General features: G+C 67.6%; 21 protein-coding genes, 1 tRNA gene and 1 pseudogene. 7 read left to right on the forward strand and 16 right to left on the reverse strand.

What is annotated here, in order from left to right:
* Positions 1 to 5: 5 nt before the first annotated feature.
* From IPG05_13515 to IPG05_13525, 3 genes and pseudogenes are all read left to right on the forward strand, one after another.
* Positions 6 to 2420, forward strand: coding sequence for a DUF1553 domain-containing protein (locus IPG05_13515; GenBank protein ID MBK6496096.1), 2415 nt, complete (start codon positions 6 to 8; stop codon positions 2418 to 2420).
* Between the two features lie 119 nt (positions 2421 to 2539).
* Positions 2540 to 4024, forward strand: coding sequence for a DUF1501 domain-containing protein (locus tag IPG05_13520; protein MBK6496097.1), 1485 nt, complete (start codon positions 2540 to 2542; stop codon positions 4022 to 4024).
* A 52-nt stretch (positions 4025 to 4076) separates the two neighbouring features.
* A pseudogene (locus IPG05_13525) lies at positions 4077 to 4437 on the forward strand (MmcQ/YjbR family DNA-binding protein).
* Here IPG05_13525 and IPG05_13530 read toward each other — a convergent pair.
* The 10 genes from IPG05_13530 to IPG05_13575 form a co-directional block, all read right to left on the reverse strand.
* A complete protein-coding gene (locus IPG05_13530; GenBank protein ID MBK6496098.1) occupies positions 4432 to 4908 on the reverse strand; it encodes a hypothetical protein in 477 nt (158 codons plus the stop codon). The pseudogene IPG05_13525 and the gene IPG05_13530 sit on opposite strands and share 6 nt — an antisense overlap.
* Positions 4909 to 4970: 62 nt before the next feature.
* The gene (locus IPG05_13535) at positions 4971 to 5489 is read right to left on the reverse strand and encodes a type II toxin-antitoxin system VapC family toxin (protein MBK6496099.1); all 519 of its coding nucleotides are present in this window, start codon (positions 5487 to 5489) and stop codon (positions 4971 to 4973) included.
* Positions 5384 to 5674: a hypothetical protein gene (locus IPG05_13540; protein ID MBK6496100.1), complete on the reverse strand. Its 291-nt coding sequence runs from the start codon at positions 5672 to 5674 to the stop codon at positions 5384 to 5386. Before IPG05_13540 ends, IPG05_13535 begins: the two co-directional genes overlap by 106 nt.
* Before the next feature lie 98 nt (positions 5675 to 5772).
* Entirely contained in the window at positions 5773 to 6162 is a 390-nt protein-coding gene (locus tag IPG05_13545) for a hypothetical protein (GenBank protein MBK6496101.1), read from the reverse strand.
* A gap of 376 nt (positions 6163 to 6538) precedes the next feature.
* On the reverse strand, positions 6539 to 6934 hold the full coding sequence (locus IPG05_13550) for a hypothetical protein (GenBank protein ID MBK6496102.1): 396 nt from the start codon (positions 6932 to 6934) through the stop codon (positions 6539 to 6541).
* A gap of 57 nt (positions 6935 to 6991) precedes the next feature.
* A tRNA-Asn gene (locus IPG05_13555) sits at positions 6992 to 7064 on the reverse strand.
* A gap of 73 nt (positions 7065 to 7137) precedes the next feature.
* Positions 7138 to 7635, reverse strand: a complete 498-nt coding sequence (locus IPG05_13560; protein ID MBK6496103.1) for a DinB family protein — start codon at positions 7633 to 7635, stop codon at positions 7138 to 7140.
* A complete protein-coding gene (locus IPG05_13565; GenBank protein ID MBK6496104.1) occupies positions 7632 to 8270 on the reverse strand; it encodes a CatB-related O-acetyltransferase in 639 nt (212 codons plus the stop codon). Before IPG05_13565 ends, IPG05_13560 begins: the two co-directional genes overlap by 4 nt.
* Positions 8271 to 8340: 70 nt before the next feature.
* On the reverse strand, positions 8341 to 8865 hold the full coding sequence (locus IPG05_13570) for a DUF3955 domain-containing protein (GenBank protein ID MBK6496105.1): 525 nt from the start codon (positions 8863 to 8865) through the stop codon (positions 8341 to 8343).
* A 4-nt stretch (positions 8866 to 8869) separates the two neighbouring features.
* Positions 8870 to 9904, reverse strand: a complete 1035-nt coding sequence (locus tag IPG05_13575; GenBank protein MBK6496106.1) for a sterol desaturase family protein — start codon at positions 9902 to 9904, stop codon at positions 8870 to 8872.
* Between the two features lie 216 nt (positions 9905 to 10120).
* Between IPG05_13575 and IPG05_13580 the strand changes: the two genes are divergently transcribed.
* Entirely contained in the window at positions 10121 to 10549 is a 429-nt protein-coding gene (locus IPG05_13580) for a hypothetical protein (GenBank protein MBK6496107.1), read from the forward strand.
* Positions 10546 to 11703, forward strand: a complete 1158-nt coding sequence (locus IPG05_13585) for a phosphodiester glycosidase family protein (protein ID MBK6496108.1) — start codon at positions 10546 to 10548, stop codon at positions 11701 to 11703. The genes IPG05_13580 and IPG05_13585 overlap by 4 nt, the downstream gene beginning before the upstream one ends.
* A 110-nt stretch (positions 11704 to 11813) precedes the next feature.
* Here the strand turns inward: IPG05_13585 and IPG05_13590 are convergent, their stop codons facing one another.
* Positions 11814 to 12632: a PEP-CTERM sorting domain-containing protein gene (locus IPG05_13590; GenBank protein MBK6496109.1), complete on the reverse strand. Its 819-nt coding sequence runs from the start codon at positions 12630 to 12632 to the stop codon at positions 11814 to 11816.
* 306 nt (positions 12633 to 12938) lie between these two features.
* Here IPG05_13590 and IPG05_13595 point away from each other — a divergent pair, with 306 nt between their 5' ends.
* Positions 12939 to 13352 (forward strand): hypothetical protein, encoded by a 414-nt coding sequence (locus IPG05_13595; protein ID MBK6496110.1) that lies wholly within the window; start codon positions 12939 to 12941, stop codon positions 13350 to 13352.
* Between the two features lie 51 nt (positions 13353 to 13403).
* A complete protein-coding gene (locus tag IPG05_13600) occupies positions 13404 to 14288 on the forward strand; it encodes a DUF2911 domain-containing protein (GenBank protein MBK6496111.1) in 885 nt (294 codons plus the stop codon).
* A 14-nt stretch (positions 14289 to 14302) separates the two neighbouring features.
* Here the strand turns inward: IPG05_13600 and IPG05_13605 are convergent, their stop codons facing one another.
* The 5 genes from IPG05_13605 to IPG05_13625 all read right to left on the reverse strand — a co-directional run bounded on the left by IPG05_13605 (position 14303) and on the right by IPG05_13625 (position 20117).
* A complete protein-coding gene (locus IPG05_13605) occupies positions 14303 to 14794 on the reverse strand; it encodes a GNAT family N-acetyltransferase (protein ID MBK6496112.1) in 492 nt (163 codons plus the stop codon).
* A gap of 89 nt (positions 14795 to 14883) precedes the next feature.
* Positions 14884 to 16524 carry a transporter gene (locus tag IPG05_13610; GenBank protein ID MBK6496113.1) on the reverse strand — a complete coding sequence of 547 codons (1641 nt, stop codon included), beginning with the start codon at positions 16522 to 16524 and terminating at the stop codon, positions 14884 to 14886.
* 46 nt (positions 16525 to 16570) lie between these two features.
* A complete protein-coding gene (locus tag IPG05_13615) occupies positions 16571 to 17611 on the reverse strand; it encodes a M55 family metallopeptidase (GenBank protein ID MBK6496114.1) in 1041 nt (346 codons plus the stop codon).
* Complete coding sequence (locus IPG05_13620; protein ID MBK6496115.1) at positions 17608 to 18606, reverse strand: M55 family metallopeptidase; 999 nt, start codon at positions 18604 to 18606, stop codon at positions 17608 to 17610. Before IPG05_13620 ends, IPG05_13615 begins: the two co-directional genes overlap by 4 nt.
* 86 nt (positions 18607 to 18692) lie before the next feature.
* A complete protein-coding gene (locus IPG05_13625) occupies positions 18693 to 20117 on the reverse strand; it encodes an aldehyde dehydrogenase family protein (GenBank protein ID MBK6496116.1) in 1425 nt (474 codons plus the stop codon).
* Positions 20118 to 20246 lie beyond the last annotated feature (129 nt).

Raw genomic sequence — 20246 nt, forward strand, 5'->3', positions numbered from 1 at the left:
TGCCGATGCGACGATCACGGGCGTGGATCGCAGGGGTGACGCTGGTGGTCGTGGCGCTGGTGACCACGCGCGGCCGCCTCTCGGGGATCGGTGCCAAGGTCGACTTCAATCGCGACGTCCGCCCGATCCTCAACAAAAACTGCATCGGCTGCCACGGCGGCGTGCGTCAACAGGGCGAGCTGTCGCTGCTCTTCCGCGACGACGCGATGAAGCCGGCCAAGTCGGGGAAGCGCGCGCTGGTGCCCGGGAAGCCGGGGGCCAGCGAGATGATCGCGCGGATCGCCGCCGCCGATCCGCACGACCGGATGCCGAAGGGGCGCGATGCGCTCACGGCGCAGGAGATCGGCACGCTGCGCCGCTGGGTGGCGCAGGGCGCCGAGTGGGCACCACACTGGGCCTATGTCCAGCCGGTGGCGAAGCCGCTGCCGGTGGTGTCGGACTCCACCTGGACGCGCGGCGGGATCGACCGCTGGGTCATGGCGCGGCTCGACCAGGAACAGCTGCGGCCCTCGTCGGCAGCCGATTGTGCCACGCTCGCCCGGCGCGTCTCCCTCGACCTGATCGGGTTGCCGCCGACCTTGCAGCAGGTAGCCGCTGCCTGTGCCGGTGGCGCGCGCGGCTATGCGCAGCTCGTCGACACGCTGCTGGCGTCGCCACGCTTCGGCGAGCGGTGGGCGGCGATGTGGCTCGACCTGGCGCGCTACGCCGACTCGCGCGGCTTCGAGGCCGATCGCGCCCGGCCGATGTGGCCGTACCGCGACTGGGTGATCGACGCCTTCAACCGGGACCTTCCGTTCGACCAGTTCACGATCGAGCAACTCGCGGGGGACCTCCTTCCGGCACCAACGGAAGCGCAGCGGATCGCGACGGCCTTCCACCGCAACACCATGAACAACGACGAGGGCGGCACCGACGACGAGGAGTACCGGCTCGCCTCGGTGATCGACCGCGTCAACACGACCTGGACGGTGTGGCAGGGGACGTCGATTGGCTGCACGCAGTGCCACGGCCATCCCTACGATCCGATCCGCCACGACGAGTACTACCGCGCGCTCGCGATCCTCAACAACAGCGCCGACTGGGACCAGCCGGACGAGTATCCGCAGTGGCCGATCTTCACGGTCGAGAAGGCGGCGCGCGGACGCGAGTTGGCGAGTGGCATCGAGCGGCTCCGCAATGAGATCGACAGCATCGCGATGCTCCCTCCGCAGGAAGCGGCGCGGCGAGCATGGGAAAGGGAACTGACGATTCCCGCCGTCGCGGGCAAGGTCAACGGCACCTGGCTCAACGAAGTGCGGCGCATCGTGAAGATCCCCGAGGCGAGCCGCGACACGGGCCAGCGGGCGCTGCTGCGCTATGCCTACACGCAGGTCGCCGAGGACACCGCGTATGCCTCGCGCCGCGCCAAGCGTGACACACTGCGTCGGGCCATCGACTCGTTGGCGCCCACCTACATCCCGGTGATGCAGGAGCTCCCGTCGACGCGGCATCGGACCACGCGGGTCTTTGATCGCGGCAACTTCCTGGTGCAGACCAAGGTGGTCGCGCCTGGATTGCCTGCCGCGATTGCGCCCGCGCTCCCGGCGAACGCTGCCAATCGCCTCGGCCTGGCGCGTGCGCTGGTGGCGCCGGAGAACCCGCTCACGGCACGCGTCACCGTCAACCGCTTCTGGGAGCAGCTCTTCGGGACCGGCATCGTCGAGACAGTCGAAGACCTCGGCACCCAAGGGATGCCGCCCTCGCACCCGGAGCTGCTCGACTGGCTCGCGGTGCGCTTCCGGACCGACCTGCATTGGAGCGTGAAGGCGCTGCTGAAGGAGATGGTCCTCTCGGCGACGTATCGTCAGGCGTCGGCGACCACGCCACTGCTGCAGGAGCGCGACCCGGCCAATCGCCTGCTGGCGCGTGGCCCGCGCTTCCGGCTGACGGCCGAGCAACTGCGCGACCAGGCGCTGGCGAGCGCGGGGTTGCTGAGTGCCAAGATGCGCGGGCCGAGCGTGATGCCGCCGCAGCCGGAGGGAGTGTGGCACCGGCCGTACAGCGGCGAGAAGTGGGTCGCCGACACTGGCGAGAATGGTCATCGGCGTGGTGTCTATACGCTCTGGAAGCGGACCGCGCCCTATCCGTCGATGGTGACCTTCGGGACGCCGAGCCATGAGGTATCGGTGGCGCGCCGGACGCGGACCAACACGCCGTTGCAGGCGCTGGTGCTGCTCAACGATCCGGTGTTCACCGAGGCGGCGCAGGCACTGGCGCGACGGATGCTGCCGCTGGCCGATACGCTGCCGAGTGCGGCTCGGCTCGATGCCGCACTGAAGTACGGATATCAGCTGGCGCTACAACGCACCGAACCAGAAGGTCCTCGCGTCACTGCGGACGCTGTATGCGACGGCCGCGAAGCACTACGAGGCGCATCCTGAGGATCGCGCCTTGGCGGCTGGCGTGCCGACCGCGGGCACGGCGCTCGCGGCACTGACGGTGGTGGCGAATGGGATCATGAACCTCGATGCCTTCGTGACGAAGGAATGAGGAGCGCGCGATGACGGCACCAAACGAAGCGCAACAGCGCGCCTTGCTGGAGATCACCCGGCGGCACTTCCTCGAGGCGGGGGCGACGGGTCTTGGCGCGGCAGCGCTCGCGTCGTTGCTCGGGTGCACGCCGCCGCGCACGAATCGCGACCCGCTGGCGGCGCTGACCATCGACGACCCGGTCGCCGCGCGGGCGCCGCATTTCCCGCCGACCGCCAAGCGCGTGATCTTCCTGCACATGGCCGGCGCGCCGTCGCAGCTCGAGCTGTTCGACTACAAGCCGGTGCTGGCGCGGCTCGACGGCGAGCTCTGCCCCGAGTCGCTGCTCGAAGGGCAGCGCTTCGCCTTCATCAAGGGGATCCCGCGGATGCTCGGCCCGCAGGCCGCCTTCAGGCAGCACGGGCAGTCGGGGGCGTGGATCTCCGACCGGCTGCCGCACCTGGCGGGCGTCGCCGACGAGATCGCCTTCCTCAAGGCGATGCACACCGACCAGTTCAACCACGCGCCCGCGCAGCTGCTGGTGCATACCGGCGGTGCGCGTCTCGGCCGGCCGAGCATTGGCTCGTGGGTCACCTACGGCCTCGGCACCGAGAACGAGAACCTCCCGTCGTTCGTGGTGCTGCTCTCCGGTGGCGCTGCGCCCGATGCCGGCGCGTCGGTGTATGGCAGCGGCTTCCTGCCGTCGGTGTATCAGGGCGTGCAATGCCGTTCCGCGGGCGATCCGGTCCTCTACCTCTCCGATCCGCACGGGATGCCGCGCGACCTGCGGCAGGCGGAACTCGAGGCGATTCAGGATGTGAACCGGCAGCACTACGCCGAGGCCGGCGATCCGGAGATCCTGACGAGGATCTCGCAGTACGAGATGGCGTTCCGGATGCAGCTGTCGGTGCCCGACGCCATGGATATCAGCAAGGAGCCGGAGTCGATCCACCAGATGTACGGCAGCGTGCCGGGCGAGACGTCGTTCGCCAACAATTGCCTCCTGGCCAGGCGGCTCAGCGAGCGCGGCGTGCGCTTCATCCAGCTCTTCCACTGGGGCTGGGATTCGCATGGGGCGGGCGAGTCGGAAGCGCTCAACGCCGGCTTCATCCAGCGTTGCCTGGAGACCGACCGTGCCATCGCCGCGCTGATCAACGACCTCAAGCAGCGTGGCCTGCTCGAGGAGACCTTGATTGTGTGGGGCGGCGAGTTCGGCCGCACCCCGATGCGTGAGAACCGCACCGGCACCGACAATCCGTTCGTGGGGCGCGACCACAACCCCGGCGCCTTCACGATGTGGATGGCGGGCGGCGGCGTGAAGGGCGGGGTGAGTCACGGCGAGACCGATGAGATCGGCTATCAGGGTGTCAGCGGCCGTACCGACGTGCACGACCTGCAGGCCACCATCCTCCACACGCTCGGCTTCGACCACGAACGACTGATCTTCCCGTTTCAGGGGAGGAATCAACGGTTGACGGATGTGTCGGGACGAGTGATACGAGAAGTCTTGGGATGATCGATCATCGATCATCGATCATCGATCATCGATAGTGAACAATGAGGAGTTCGTGTCGCTTGCCAAGTTGAGAACGCTGGCGTTGAAGCTCCCCGAGGCGCATGAGGTCGAGGCGTGGGGTGAGCCGACGTTCCGGGTGAAGAACAAACTCTTCGCGATGTACGCGGCGCCGAACAATCATCATGGGGCGGGGCGCGCCGCCGGTGTGGATCAAGGCGGCACCTGGGAATCAGCAGATGATGGTGAGTGCGGAACCGGAGCGCTTCTTTGTGCCGCCGTATGTCGGCAAGGCGGGGTGGGTTGGGGTCTGGCTGGATCGGAAGCCGGACTGGAAGGAGGTCGCGGAGTTGTTGCGCGATTCGTGGCGGCTGGTGGCGCCGAAGACGCTGGTCAAGCAGGTCGACGCCTTATAGCGCCCCCCGCCGTGCCGCGGGCGGTGCCCTGACGGCAACGAGCCAGGCCGGAATGCCCACGCCGAGCACATGGATGAGGAGTCCGTTGATCACGACGGGCGCCGTTCGCGCGGCGCTGTTGGCCGCCGACAACGGCACGACGAGATAGCTCATCGCCAGCCAGACGCCGACGCCGTAGCCGGCACCGACGAGGATCGGTCGCGTCGTGAGGGTGGGGAAGCGCCGCGCCAGCAGGTAGGCCACGGCGACAATCGTGGTGGCGATGGTGTAGTGCAGCACGACGCCGAGGGCTGCCGTGGCGAGGCCTCCCTGAAACGCTTCGGGACCGAGCAGGCCGGCGGCGATCGCCTGAAAGATCCGGATGGTGCTGACCCCACGCAGCCCGAAGAAGATGATAGCGTCGAGGCCGTCGAGTGCGCCGACGATCAGACCGCCGAGGAGGATGGCACGGAGCGGGGAGCGGAAGGGCATGCGACAATGCTAACGCGCGCCGATGAGGGCGCGCGTCAGCGATGGTCAGGCATTGGTAAGGGCTACGTGTGCTCGACGAATTCGCCGATCGGCTGCAGCCGCAGCCCGGGCACGCGCGCGTACTCCCGCTGATTCAGCGTGACCAGCGCATCGCCACCGGCAATTGCCGTGGCGGCAATGAGGAGGTCGTGCGCGCCGATCGTCGTGCCGCCCCTGGCGAGCTCGGCCCAGAGTTCGGCGTGCATCCGCGCTTCGCCAAGGCCGAAGGAGAGCACTGGCAACTCCACGAGCAGTGCCTCGACGAAGGCAGCGCGTCGCATCCGAATGCCGCGTGAGCCTGCGCGATGGACGCCATGGAGCAATTCGCTCGCGGTGATGGCGGCGATCGCGACGGGCGTGTCGCCCAGGGACTCGAGCAGTGCCTCCAATCGGAAGTGGCCCCGCTCCGCCGCGATCAGCACCGACGAGTCGAGGATCACGCCCACGGTGACTCCGGGAGCGGCATCGCGTCGCCGGTGCGCGCGATGTCGTCGGCAAAGGCCGCCGCATCCTCGGGCGTGAGGTGGGGAAGCGTCTGCCATCGCGCGGCCAGTTCGCGCGCGGTGACCTGCCGCGGCTCGGCGCGGCCCACGCGCTCCGGCGCGAGGTAGCGGACCACGGCCTCGCGGACGACCTGCGACTTGGGGACGCGGTCCTCCGCGGCCCGGGCTTCGAGCGCGTCGCCCAGCGCCCCCGGAAGGCGGAGGGTCAGGTGGGAGTCTTTCATGTGACGCAATGTAATACGTTCGTAACACACGACAAGCGTTCAGGCCAGCGGTGTCGCCACCAGGCAGCGGCAGCCGATCGGCCCGTCCGTCCCGCCCGCTACGGCGATGGCGGACCGCCGACGATTCCCATCCGCTCCATGGTGAGTCCGGGTACTGGCACGCCGAAGTACCGCCCCGGCACGAACTTGCAGTTGAGCAACAGATTCACCAGCGATCGCGTGGCTGACGAGTTGTCGGAGCTGATCACCCGCACCCGTCGATCGGGTTTACCGTCCGCATTGACCCGGACTTCCGCCATGATGGTGCCCATGTTGTCACGGAACCACTGCTCCATTTCAGCGCGCGGCAATGGGCGCGCGGGAAGCGGGTTTGGGCAGGAGATGCGCCGGGGCCGCTCCTCAAGCCGCGCATCATCAGGCTGCAGCGGAAAGGAGTCCGGGGGCAGCGGTGGGGCAGCGGGATCGAGCACGGTGGGGAGCTGGCTCATTCCTGTCGCCGATCCAAAGGAGATCGTCGAACCCTTCGTGGTGAAAGACTGCACGACGCCGACAGGCAACTCGGGTCGCGATTTGGACACCTCGAACCGACAGCTGTGCAACTGCCGCACGACCACGCTGCGGAAGCCGGCAACGGACAGCCCCGTCACCTGAGTGACCCCGACAGACGCCGTATCCGGCTTGCCATCTGGACCGAGCCGGTAGTGGACCGTGCCACCCGCCGCGGGAGCGTCCCAACCGCAACTTTCGGCTCGTCACACTTCTTGACCGTGAACACTGGCTCCTGCCCGCCGACCGGAGCCGTCGCCACCAGGAGCAGGGCGATGGCCATTTGGCACGAGGTGCACGTCATGAGTCTGCCCCTTCTCACGTTGCCACATCCCGCTCGAACGGCCCCCGCAACATCAGCCAACCGTAGGCCACCGCGAGTGCGGTGACCGGGATGACCAGCAACCATCCCGCCGGTCGGAACGCGCCGGCCAGCATCGGTTTGAGCAGGGTGATCGCTGCGATGAGATAGCCGGTGGCATTGGCGACCACGACCGGCCGGCCGTAGATGCCGCCGAGCAGGGCGCCCCGGCTGAACCAGTTGAGTGTTGCCATCGCCAGGCACGCGGCGGCGAGCAGCTGTCCGAACCAGAAATCCGCAGGCGGGTAGCCGGGGAGGTGTCGCGGCAGGATCTCGTCGGCCGCGAAGAGCAGCGCGAGTCCGCAGAAGGCGAGGAGTGCGGCGCTGGCGCGCGAAATCCACCCAGCGACCATCGGAACCTCAGGGCATGTCGGAGAATCGATCATCGATCATCGATCATCGTGGAGAGACTGGGGCGGCAGGACTCGAACCTGCAACTTCCCGGGTAACAGCCGGGCGGTCTGCCAGTTGACCTACACCCCAATGGCACGAGTCGCAGCGCGTGCGACACTTCCGTCACGTTATGACGCCTGACGCGCCCAGTCAACCACGTGACTCAGGGTCGGAATTCCCGCAGCGCGTGGCGAAGCAGGGCAAGCTGGCCGTTGTGGTAGGCGTCATGCTGCGCCAACCCGATCAGCATCCCGCCGATGGTGGTCCCGGTGCCCAGGGCAGGGTCGCGGAGGCCACCCACCGGCGCGTCCCACTGTGCGACCGGGAGTGCGCTCAGGGCCTCGAGTAGCGCGGCATTCGCCTCGGCCAGGGCGTCGCACGCCTCCCGCCAGCGTGCGGCGGTGGGCCGTCCGACGGCCGGCCAATCGCCGTCCTCCGGTTCGGCTGGCGCGTGGCCCGCGAGGCGACGTTCCACTTCGCGCGTCCACGACGTCATGTGCAGCACCAGCTGCCAGATCGAATGACTTCCCGGAATCGGGTGTGCGGCCGCTTCCTTGGCCGTGATGCCCTCGAGCAGCACGGCGCGTGAAGAGCCGTACCAGGGATCGCCCTCGTTGGTCGCGGCGATCTGCGTGAGCAGCGACGGCGCGAGTGTCTTCATGCGTTCTCCGCCTGGCGTTCAAGGGCATCGAGATCACCGGCGCAGAGCTGGGCGACGCAGCGCGTGACGCGCGCCGCATCCCACTCCCACCACCGCAGCGCGAGGAGGCGCCTGATGGTCGCCTCGTCGAATCGATACCGGAGGAGCGTCGCCGGGTTGCCACCGACAATCGCATAGGGCGGCACGTCCTTGGTCACGACCGCACCGGTGGCAATGATCGCGCCGTCGCCGATCGTCACGCCGGGCATGATGGTCGCGCCGTTGCCGATCCAGACGTCGTTCCCCACCGTCGTGTCGCCCTTGTAGGGCCACTGCGGTGGCTCGGCCAGTTCCCAGCCGTTGCCGAAGATCGGGAAGGGATATGAGGTGAGCCAGGTGGTGGCATGATTGCCGCCGTTCATGATGAAGCGGACGCCGGCAGCGATGCAGCAGTAGCGGCCGATGATCAGCTTGTCGCCAATGAAGTCGAAGTGGTACAGCACATTCTGCTCGAACCGCTCCGGACCATCAGGATCGTCGTAGTAGGTGTAGTCACCCACGACGATGGTCGGTCGGGTGATGAACGTCTTGAGGAAGCCGGTGCGGGTCACGCCGGCGAGCGGATACGGCGTGTCGGGGGAGGGGCCGTGGGACATGTGCGGTCGGTGGGGCTAGAGGTTCGAGAAGCGAGAAGCGAGAAGCGAGAAGCGAACAGCGAACGGCGGGTTAACGGCGCTGATCGTCTCGCTGCACGGAGATGAAGTACGCGACGCCAGTGATGACGGCGGCGAAGAAGGCGACGGCGGAGATGGCGATCGGGTAGAAGGGCTCGATGATCGTCCCCTCGGCGTCGACGGTGCTGCCGATGGTGCGGAAGGCGATGAGGCCGGCGGGGACGATCGCCAACAGGACCACGGTCAGGATGCCGAGCGGGCGCCGCCACGATGGCCGCGGGGCGGCGACCTCGGGCACGGAGTCGTCGGGTTCCGGCGTGGCCGCGGCCATCTCGGCGAGGACCTCGCGCGCGCGCTCCGCCTCTTCGGTGGCGACCTGAATCCGCATTGGCCCCACCACCGGATTGAAGGCGCCCACCGAGCGACCCATCCCGAAGAGATCCTGGAGTCCCTCACCCGAGGCGATGATCGAGATCCCCTCGACCTCGAGCATCAGCTTCGCCATGATCATGGCGTTGGTGTCCACCGTGGTGAAGACGGTGGTGACGCCTCCCTGACGTTGCGCCGAGTCGGTCATGGATTCATCCAGTTGTGGGTGCCCCGAAATCTACTCGTCGCTCCGCGTCACCGTACTGCCCCTGCGCCAGGTACTCGGCCCGCACCATGGTCGCCGTCTTGTGCGCGCCGGTGTGACTCCACCCCGGCGGCATCACGAGATAGGCCAGCTTGTGCTTGAGCGCCGGCGCGGCGGCGACGTCGCGCCCGAGCGCCACGAGTTCGCCGAAGTAGAAGTCCCAGAAGCTCCCCGCCTTCATCGGGCGGGTGATGCCGTATTCCGGCGCGACGTCGGTCTGTTCCGGCTGGAGCGTCCCGAAGGCGCGGTCCCAGACATTCAGGAGGTTGCAGTAGTTGGTGTCGATGTAGAGCGGGTTGCGCGCGTGGTGCACCCGATGATGGGACGGTGTGAGGATCCACCGATTGAGGAACCCCATGCGGCCATCCTTGAGGACGTGCTCGCCGGCGTGGATCCAGGTGCCCCAGGTGCCGTCGATGAACATGATCAGGAAGAGCAGCGGCGGGCTCACGCCGAGCAGGATGCAGATCGACGTGCGAATGGTGTCGGCGTAAGGCGCTTCGAGGAAGAAGTGCGCGTGCGAGACGAAGAGGTTCATCGTCTCGGGGGCGTGATGCGTCGAGTGGAGGCACCAGAAGAGCCGGACCTTGTGCGCCAGGAAGTGATAGACGAAGTGCGCCAGCTCCCAGACGATGTAGCCGTAGATGAGCCAGTACCAGGTCACCGAGCTCTGGAACGGTGCCATCGGCTGGAACAGCCCGATGAAGAAGGTCACCGCGGCGATCGAGAGGAAGGTGCCGAGCACGCGGTTGAGCACATAGGTGAAGAAGATCAGCTTGTACTCGCGGACCTTGAACGTCTTCTCCATCAGCGCCCGGACAATCTCCACCACCAACAGCAGCGGGATGATCGGACCGATCGCGCTCCGGAAGCCGGGCCAGGTCAGCAGACGGCTGTAGTCGTGGGCCGCGGCCATGTCGAGCCAGCTCTGCAGGCCGAAGAAGCCGATCAATTCCCTGGCAAGGAACTCGAGCGAGGCCATGAGGGGTCCGGGGTCGGGGTATGGAGGAGGAAGCATCGATAATCGGTGGTTTTGGCGGTTTGCGCCAGAGGGGACAGCCGATGATTGATGGTCGATGATCGATGATCGATCGTGGATGATGGGGGTCGGTACGGGAGACTATCTTCCGAATCGATCATCGATCATCGATCATCGATCATCCCTCCTCCTCTTTCCGCATCCGTCGGGAGTCCCCGCATGTCGCAGTCCTTCTCCAATCATGCCCGCTATTTCCCGCCGTTTCACTTCTTCGCCACGCCAGTGCTGACGGTGTACTTCGTCTACACGATCCGTGTGGCGAGTGAGGTGCGCACCTGGCCGACCGTGCTGGCGGCGGTGGTCGCCTTCGCGCTGATCGTGCAGGCGGTCTCCGCCCGCACGATGGCGCTGACGGTGCAGAACCGGGTGATCCGGCTCGAGGAACAATTGCGCATGCAGCGGCTGCTCCCCGCCGATCTGCAGGCGCGGATCGGCGAGCTGTCGGTGGGGCAGTTGGTGGCGCTGCGGTTCGCCTCCGATGCCGAGCTGCCGGAGTTGACGCGTACCGTGCTCACCCAGGGGATCACCGACAAGAAGGCGATCAAGCGGATGGTCACCACCTGGCGGCCGGACCACCTGCGGGCATGATGCTGCGGCGCGGTGTGGTGCTGGTCGCCCTGCTCTCGGGCTGCGCCGCCCCGGGGGCGCTCGTGCCACGGGGCGGTGCGCTGTCCGGCCTGCCGCGATTCGGTGACCGCCAACTGCAGGATACGCTCGCACGCGGCGTGGTGCTGCACCGGCTCGTGGTGGATTCGGCGCCGTGGGCGATCCAGATCCTCGACATTGACCGGCGGGCCTGCTGGTCGCTCGGCGCAGTGAAGGCGGGCGGCGCCGCGGTCGGTCGAGCGAAGACGACGGAGTTGCTCGTCAAACGCGGACCGGGCGCGATCGCGGCGGTCAACGCCGACTTCTTCCTCTTCGCGCCGCCGGGGGTGCCTCAGGCCGCGTCGATCGAGGGCGGGCGACTGATTGCCGGTCCCTCCGTGCGACCAGTCGTGGCCATCACCCCGACTGGTGCACCCTGGCTCGGCGTACTCGCGGCCACCGGCCAACTGGTCGCTGGCGTCGACACCATCCCGATCACCAGCTGGAATCGCCCGAGTCCCAACGGGCTGGCGTGGTATGATGCGAACTGGGGGAGTCCGGTCGATACCGCCAGCGGGACGCTGCGCCTCTCGCTCGGTGCAGGGCCGTTGCGTCGCGTCCTTGCGGTGGACAGCAGCGGGCGCGCGACGACCATTCCCCGGGATGGCGGCGTCCTCGTGGTCGGACGAACGGCGTCGGCCGCGATGCGGCGTACACTCCTGGAGATCGCACCGCGGGGCATCGTCGTCAGTATGACGCTGGCGCCCTTTGCGCCAACCGAGGCGGTCGGGGGTTTCCCGATGCTGTTGCGGGACAGCGCCGAGGTCGCCGGACTCGAGGCGGCGGGCGGCGCCAACTTCGGTCCGGTCCGGCACCCGCGGACGTTGGTCGGCGTGGCCGCCGGCGGGCGGCGGCTGCTGCTCGTCACCGTCGACGGGCGTCAGCCCGGCTACAGCATGGGGATGACGCTGCGCGAATCGGCGGCGCTGATGCGCGCCCTCGGCGCCACCGAGGCGATCAACCTCGATGGCGGGGGTTCCACGGCGATGGCGCTGCGCAACGGGCTGGGCGGCGCGGTGCTGGGCAACCATCCGTCGGACAAGGAAGGCGAGCGCGCCGTCGCCAACGCGCTTGCGGTCGTACGGAGCTGCCGCTAGGCGGCTCTGTTCAGCATGCCACAAAGCCCGACGATCGGGAATCGATCGGCGGGCTTCGTGGCGTGTGCTGCGAAGAAACTATCTACACTGCGTCCAACTGCCCTGCGACACTACTTCTTGCGACGGCGCGCCGCGGCGCCCAGGCCTACCAGGCCAGTCGCCATCAGCGTCATCGAGAGGGGCTCCGGCACGGTGCTGTTGTCGTCCGGGATGCCGACGCCGGCGATGTCGAACTGCATCCACGAATCGTTGAAGTCCGAATCGCCATTGCCGCCCGGGAGGATGATGTCGCAGGTCCCGAGCACGTCGTCCAGCAGGACGCCGTTGCCCAGGTCTTCCATCCGGTACCGGTTGTTGTTCGGCGTCTGGCGGTTGACGCAGCCGGAGTTCATGTCTTCCCAGCCGAACAGAAACTGCCCGGACTGGTCGATGCCGCCGAGCGTCAACTGCATCAGCACCTGAGCGTATCCGGGGGGCAGCGGATTCGAGTTGCGGGTGTTGCTGCCCGAATAGCGCCAGTTGTAGCCGAGGCCGAGGGTGTTGTCGGGGACGCGGAGTCCAAGCACCAGTTCTCCGAAGGTGCTGGAGATCGACACCGTCGGCTTCGCATAGGCGCCGTTGCAGAACGCGAACGCTCCGGTGCCGGCACTGCCGCAGTCGTTGTTGAACATGAAAGTGCCGGCGGTCGTGGGGTCATTGTTGGCACCACTGCCACCGGCGAAGTTGCCGGCCCAGAAGTACTGGTTGCTGACGAAGCCGGCGTCTTCACCGAGCTGCGTGAGGGTGGCGTCCCAGCAGCCGCTGATCGAGCCGCCGAGGCCCAACGAGAAGGTGTAGGTGCAGCTTGGCAACTGGGCCGAGGCACGCGCGGGCAACGACGCCGCGCCGACGAGCACGAGGCCGCCGAGGAGGAGCGAACGCAGTGTCATGGAGCATTACCTGTCTAAGACCCAGAGACGAACTACGTGCGCGGAGGCCTTGAACGCGACACACGACAATTGAGGCATCGTGCGATGGGCACACTCAATTGGTCTCAAGAGTACCGGGGTGGTGTCCCTACCCACATCGGTCGGAGGGATGGATTTGTGACTAGTCCATTGGGGTGTGCACATGCGGTGGTCGGCGGCGGAGGGGGCAGATGGTCTCCTCGCAGGCGTCGTGCGCTCCCCTGTCGCCGTCCGATCCCCCAGTGCATCCTTCTGGGTAACACTACCGAGGCATTCCAGGAGCCATTGATGATCTCTCGCCGAGCATTCTCCCAGCACTGTGCCGCCCTCCTGGCCGCGCTGCTGCTCCCGGCGACGGCGCGCGCCCAGGGGGGAGAGACATCGGGCCCGCACCCGACGCCTCGCCCCAAGATCACCGGTGCCAAGGTGTTGACCGCCGAACAGCTCACGGACACCCCGCACCTGATCCCGCTCTTCGACTCGGTGCGCGAGCGGCCGGAGATCATGGACGGCATCCGCTGCAACTGCGGCTGCGCCGGCCAGCCGGGCTTCTACTCGCTGCTCTCCTGCTACGAAGGCGATGCGATGGCCCGGCTCTGCCCGATCTGCCAGGGTGAGGGGCGGCTCGCTGCCAGACTCCACAAGGAAGGGAAGTCCCTCGCCGAGATTCGTGTTGCAGTGGATGCGCAGTTCGGCGGCTAGCACGCCGCGAGTGACCCATCTCTTCACCGCCAACCCCCAGGACCTCACGCCATGCCTGCACGCCGAACCTTGGTGCTCGTTCTGGCGCTCGTCGCCGCCGCCCTCCACCCTGCGTCGGCGCAGATTCGCGCCAGTGAGCTCGGCAGCATCTCGCAGGTGATCGATGGCACCAAGCTCACCGTGACCTACTCCCGGCCGCGCGCACGCGAGCGCAGCCCGATCTTCGGCTCCATGCTCGCGCACTGGGGCGAGGTCTGGACGCCGGGCGCGAATTGGGCCACCACCCTCGAGGCGAGCCAGGACATCACCATCAACCAGCGCGCGGTGCCGAAGGGGAAGTACTCCGTCTGGATGATTCTCAGGGAGACAGGGGACTGGACGCTGGTGCTCGACCCGGACTTCAAGCGCTTTCACACGGAGCCGCCCGACTCCACGCCGAAGCAGGTGCGGCTGCCGATCCGCGTCGAGCAGGCACCGTTCGTGGATGTGCTGACATGGTCGATGCCCGAGTTGACGATCAGTGGCGGCACGCTGGCCATGCAATGGGGCACCACGAAGGCGAGCATGACGGTCGGGGTGAAGCCCTCGCTGACTTTCACCTTGCCGCAGGCGGAGGCCGCGCCGTATCTCGGACGCTGGGAATTCGCGGCGAAGGATGGTGGGCGGCGCCCGCCGACGTCGATCACCTTCAGCTACGAGAACGGCACCCTCAAGGGGCGCTTCGATCCCAACGTCGATTGGATGGGGACCTTCGCGATGATCCGCGTGGCGCCGGACATCTTCGTGCCGGGGCTGTACGACGGGAAGGGGCAGATCTACGATGTGCTGCGGCCGGACGTCGTCTTCACCTTCAAGCGCGTGGCCGGGAAGCCGGTGTCATTCGAGGAGCGCTATGAGGACGATACGCTGGCGGGGACAGGAACCAGGAAGCCGTAACTGGCGGTCATCGCTCAGAGCGTCTTGGCGTAGAAGCTTCCACATCGCGTGTGGCCGGTGTTGCCCATCGGCCCCGCCAGTGGCGTGTACTGCAGGCGCTGGTAGAGCTTGGCCGCCTCGACCATGCTCCCGAGGGTCTCGAGATAGACCACGCGGTACCGACGATTCCGCGCTGCCTCCTCCAGGGTCATCATCAGCTCCCGCCCGAGCCCGAGGCCGCGCGCCTCGGGGAGGAAGTACATCTTCTTCAGTTCGCAGGTGTCCGCATCACCCCCCGCCAACGGCGCGATCCCGCCGCAGCCGATGACACGACCCGCGCCATCGTCGACCACGAGCAGCAATGATCGCGGGACGTCGTACGTCTCGTGCATCTCGTCGACCTCGGCATCTTCGATCGAGAAGCCGGGGCCGACGGCACCGTACGACGTCATCACGCTGCGGATGATCGCCGCGATGGCAGGGTTGTCATCGGGGTGACTGGGGCGGAGGTACGGCTTGGGGGGCATGACGGCTCCACGAGGCAGCGGGTCGCATCACGTGAAGAAAAAAATATCACGTCTCGGTCCGAAGGGCGACCCCCTCGCGCCACGACTCGTCAGCGGAGCAACGCGACCAGCAACTGGGCCAGGACAATCTTCGTGATCATCGCGACCGGATAGACCGTGGCGTAGCCGATGTGCGGAATGTCATTTCCGGTCTGTTCGGTCGCATAACTGAGCACTGCCGGCGAGGTCTGCAGGCCACCGAGTGTGCCGATGAGCAGCGACATCGGCATCTTGAGCAGTCGATGCCCCACCCACAGCGTCAACAACGCGGTGGTGCACGTGATGACCGCACCGGAGGCCAGGAGCAGCAGGCCGCCGCGACTCAGCAACGTGGAGAGGAACGCACCACCGGCCCGAGTTCCGATGCCCGCCAGGAAAAGCACGAGCCCGAACTGGCGCAGGGTGAGGTTGGCGCTGTACGAAAGATTCCAGAGCAGGGGACCGCTGCGGTCGACCTTGCTCAGCAGCAGCGCCACCAACAGCGGCCCCCCCGCGATGCCGAGATGAAAAGTCCCGCCGCCGGGGATCGGCACCGGCACCATGCCGAGGAGGAGCCCCATCACGAGTCCGAGCGAGAAGGTGAGGATATCGATCTCGCTCAGGTGACGATACGAATCGCCGAAGAAGGCGCTCACGTCGGCGACCCGCTCCCGTGGCGCGACGAAGCGGACGCGGTCGCCTGGCTGGAGCAGGATGTCGTCGCTGGCGAGAAAGTCGAGGTCGCCCCGCCGAACCCGAGTGACCACGGCGCCGAAGCGCTGCTCCAGATCGAGGTCACCCAGGCGGCGGGCCAGGACCAGCGGATTGGAGACAAAGACGCGGCGGTTGTCGAGCAGCCGACGATCGAACTCGAGTGGCGCTTCCACGGCGAACCCGAGATGTGCCGTGACGCGGTCGACATCCTCCGCCGAGCCGATCACGCTCACCATGTCGCCGTCGCCGAGGGTGGTGGCCGCACCCACCAGGGTGACCTCGTGGGCGCACAACACGCGGACGAAGCGGAGGTGCCAGTCCCGACGCGTCGTCAACTCGGCGATGGCCACCCGCGTCCCATCCGGCCGGACGACTTGGATGGTGCGATTGATGAGCGGCACCGTGGTGGCACCCAGGTCGCGCAACTCCACCGCCTCGCGCGGGTAGTCGACGTTCCAGAGCCGCTGGGCCACGGAAATGGCGGTCATCACGCCGAGGACACCGATGGGATAGGCGATCGAGTAGCCGACGACGGGGTCGTCGAGCACGCCGGCGTCGAGGGTGACGGGAGGCAGGTGACTGAGGAATTCCAGGACGCCGGCCAAGGCGGGGGTATTGGTCAGGGCCCCGGTGAAGAGGCCGGCGGTCTGCGCCGCGCCGAGGCCGAGCAATCGGTGGAGGCCGACGGCGAGGGCGGCCCCGACGAGGAGCATCGACACGACGAAGACGTTGTCGCGGAGCCCGCGGCGACGCAGTGCATCGAAGAAGGCGGGGCCGCTTCCGAGCCCGACCGTGTAGACGAAGAGCACCAGCCCGAGTTGATAGACGATCTCGGGCAGCTTCAGCGCCGGGTCGACGGCGCCGAACGCGAGCCCGACGAAGAGGACCGCCGCGATCCCCAGTCGGCTCTGGCCGACGCGCAGCCGCCCCAGCGGAAAACCGATGGCGGCGACCGCAAATAGGAGGAGCAACGGACTCGCCTGCAGCAGCGTGATCACAGTGTCGCAAGATACCTGTGTCGACCGCTGCAGGCCGCCGCCGAGCTCAGGGCTTGAGCACTGTCCACTCGATCTCGTTGAGCAGCGTGCCGATCCGCTCCGCCGAGGGCGTCACGATCGTGAAGCAACCGGGGCCACCATCGGCCACCATGCCATCGAACTTGCCCACCGTCGTGCGAATCCACTCATCGTTGGCGTACTGCCGGCGAAGGCAGAGGTGGACGCGGTACGGCTTCTCGAAGACAAGCGGCTTCAGGTGCCCCGCCCTGGTCCGGCGCACCGCGCGTTCTGCGGCGGCACGGAGCATCTGATGCGAACGCGCCGGTGAGTGGTTGATCGCCGCCGACCCTGACAGCGCCGTCTTGACGATGACGGTCTCAATCGGCCCGAGCATCTCCTTCGTTTCGGCGGCGAGGACGTCATCGCCGGCGGTGAGGACGAACGGCACGCCCATCTCCCCGCCGATGAAGGCGGCGATCCCCGATTCGTTGAGGACCTTGCCGTTCACCATGAAGGAGTCGAGCGCGAACGAATGGGAGATGACCCCCGGCGACCCGGCGTTCGCATGGGCACCGACCATCATCATGGCATCCACCATCGGATTGATCCCGGTCGACATCACGATCGGCTTGGGATAGCCGCGGATCAGGATCGCCTCGGGGTCGAGCTTGTCGACGAGGACATTGCGGAAGAGCGTCCCGCCATGACCATCGTTGACGATGAACTGCGTGGCACCGCCGGCGCGCGCCCCGGCGATGACGGCGTTGATCTCGTCGGTCAGCTCTTCACGGAAGCGCTCGTGCTGCGCGGTGCCGCCGCGGTACTCGGGCCGCATCTCGGTGGCGTTCCGCACGACGGCCGCCAGCCCTTCCATGTCGCCGATGATGTAGACGGTGAAGCCGCCGCGCTGCATGTCGAGCTCGAGCTTCCGGCGTGCTTCCTGGTACTCGAGGACGCCGTGGTGGGCCGAGGGCGGCGAGGTGTCACGCGGGGCGGCAGCAGGCGTCGCCGTGGCGGGGCGCGTCGCCTGTGCCCCGGCGGCGCACGGGGCCAGCAGCACGGCGGCGAGCAGGAGTCGGCGGCTCACCGGAGCACCACCCCTTCGATGGCGTCGAGGAGATAGCCCATCTCCCGCGCACTGTTGGTGACCAGTCGGAAGCTGCGCGGCCCCAGCTGCTCCAGCTTGAATTCGCGCAGCGCCTTCACGCCGGTCACGATGCTATCGGGGTACGACGCGCGCAGGGTGAAGTCCACGGTGTAGGGCTTTGCCATCGTGAACGGCTTGATCCCTCCCGCCAGTTCCTTGCGCACCGCCTGGGCGGCACCGGCCTTGAGCATCGCCCGGACCTTGGTCGGCGAGTAGGTGATGGCCGCCGAATGGCCGATCGCCCGCTTGGTGACGATCTCGACGAAGTCCTTGCCGAGAATCTGGCGCGTCTCCGCGATCAGGGCGTCGTCGCCGCTCACCAGCGACACCGAGACGCCCATCTCGCCGGCGATCAAGGCGTTGATGCCCACTTCGTTGAGCCTGGTGCCGTTGATGGTGAACGCGTCGAACGCGAAGTTGTGCGCCATCACGCCGCCACTCCCCGGGGCACCGTGCGCACCGGTGAACATGATCGTGCCGAAGGTCGAATCGAGGCCGGTGATCATCACCAGCGGCTTCGGGAAGCCACGCACCAGCATCGCACTGCTGTCGAGATCGAACGGAATGATGTTGGCGAAGAGGTTGCCGCCATGCCCCTCATTCACCACGAAGGAGCGGCCGCCCGCGGCCCGCGCCCCGGCGATCGTGGCGTTCACCTCCTTGGTCAGCAGCGAGCGGAAGCGATCCCAGTAGTCCGGGCTCGAGCGACCGGCGTAGGCTGGCGTTTCGTTGCCGGCCAGCACCTCGCGCGAATCCACGGCGCTTCCCATCCCCTCCATGTCGGGGACGATGAAGACCCGGAACCCCGCCTCATGCGGCGCGCGCTTGGCCCGGAAGAGGTTGAGGCGCGCGATCTGCGCGTCGGTCTGCGCGACGAGTGGCGCGGCAGCACCCCCGAAGAGCAGGGAGAGGAGGAACAGGGATCGAAGTCGCATCGGGGGCTCGGAGGTGAGAGAGAGTACCAATGTCGCGCATCCAGCTATCGATCATCGATGATCGATCGTCGATCATCGATGCCGCATCATCCCAATATCAAGAGTCGCTTCTCCGTCATCGCCTCGATCGCATAGCGGACACCCTCGCGACCGGTGCCGGACTGCTTGACGCCGCCGTAGGGGAGGTGGTCGACGCGGAAGCCGGAGATGTCGTTCACCACCACGCCGCCGACCTCGAGTCGCTCGAAGGCGCGCAGGATCCGGTGGATGTCGTTGGTGAAGAGGCCGGCCTGGAGGCCGTAGGGCGAGTCGTTGGCGATGTCGAGGGCGGCGTCGAAGTCCGCGAATCGGCGCACGGTGGTGACCGGCGCGAAGATCTCGGCGCAATTGACCTGCATCGCACTGGTCGTGTCGAGCAGGACGGTCGGGCGCATCAGCGCGCCGGTCCGGGTGCCACCGACGGCCAATCGTGCCCCGGCCGCGACCGCCTCCGTCACCCACGCGACGGCCCGGGCGGCACTCGCCTCATCGATCATCGGGCCGACATCCGTCGCCTCGTCGAGGGGATCGCCGCACCGCAATGCGGCCACCGCGTCGGTGAAGGCCGAGACAAAGGCGTCGTACACATCGCCATGCACCAGGATCCGCTGCGTCGAGATGCACGACTGGCCGGCATAGCTGTAGCCGCCCACCACACATCGGCGCACGGCGTGGGCAATGTCGGCGTCGCGCTCGACGATCACGGCCGCGTTGCCCCCAAGTTCCAGCGACACATGGGTCATCGGTGCGCGGGCACGAATCATCCATCCCACGCGCGCGGAGCCGGTGAAGGAGATCAACCGCACCCGCGGGTCGTCGAGCAGCGGGGCCGCGTCGTCGTTGGTGCAGGGGAGGATCGAGAGCGCGCCGGCCGGGTAGCCGGCCCCGGCGATGATCTCGGCCAGCAGCAGCGTCGACAGCGGGTCCTGCGGGGGCGGCTTGAGCACCATGGTTGCGCCGCACGCGATCATCGGCGCCAGCTTGTGGGCCGCGAGGAGGACCGGGAAGTTGAACGGCGTGATCGCGCTGATCGGGGCGAGGGGAAAGCGGCGCGTGATCGCGAGGCGATGTTCACCGTGCGGCATCAGGTCGGTTGGGATCACCTCGCCGCCGATGCGGGTCGCCTCCTCGGCACCCTGTCGGAAGACGAAGATCGCGCGGTCCAGCTCCAGCCGGGCGGCAGTGACCGGTTTCCCTGCCTCGGACGCGAGCAGCCGGGCGACCTCCTCCCGCCGCAGCTGCAGCCCGTCGGCGATCCGTTCCAGCACGGCCGCCCTCGCGTGCGATGGCATCGCCGCGGCTTCGGGCGCGGCACGCACCGCCGCGTCGAGCGCCGCTTCCACGTCGGCGCGCGACGCCACCGCCGCGCACCCGACGACCGCCCCGTCGTGGGGGCTCCGGATCGTCCAGGTCGAGTCGCCCTGTCGCAGCTCGCCGGCGAGCAGGAAGGGAACGGGGCTGCCTACGGTCACGGGAGGCCGTCGCGAGGTTCGGGAATCGGGATCGAGGGAGTCACCCGGCGTGCTGCGGGTTGGAGGACGATACGACTGCCGGAGCCACGGCGCCAGTCGGCCTCACGCCGCGCCCTTGCGGTGCGCCCC

The organism is Gemmatimonadota bacterium (assembly GCA_016704275.1).
Taxonomy (GTDB): domain Bacteria; phylum Gemmatimonadota; class Gemmatimonadetes; order Gemmatimonadales; family GWC2-71-9; genus Palsa-1233.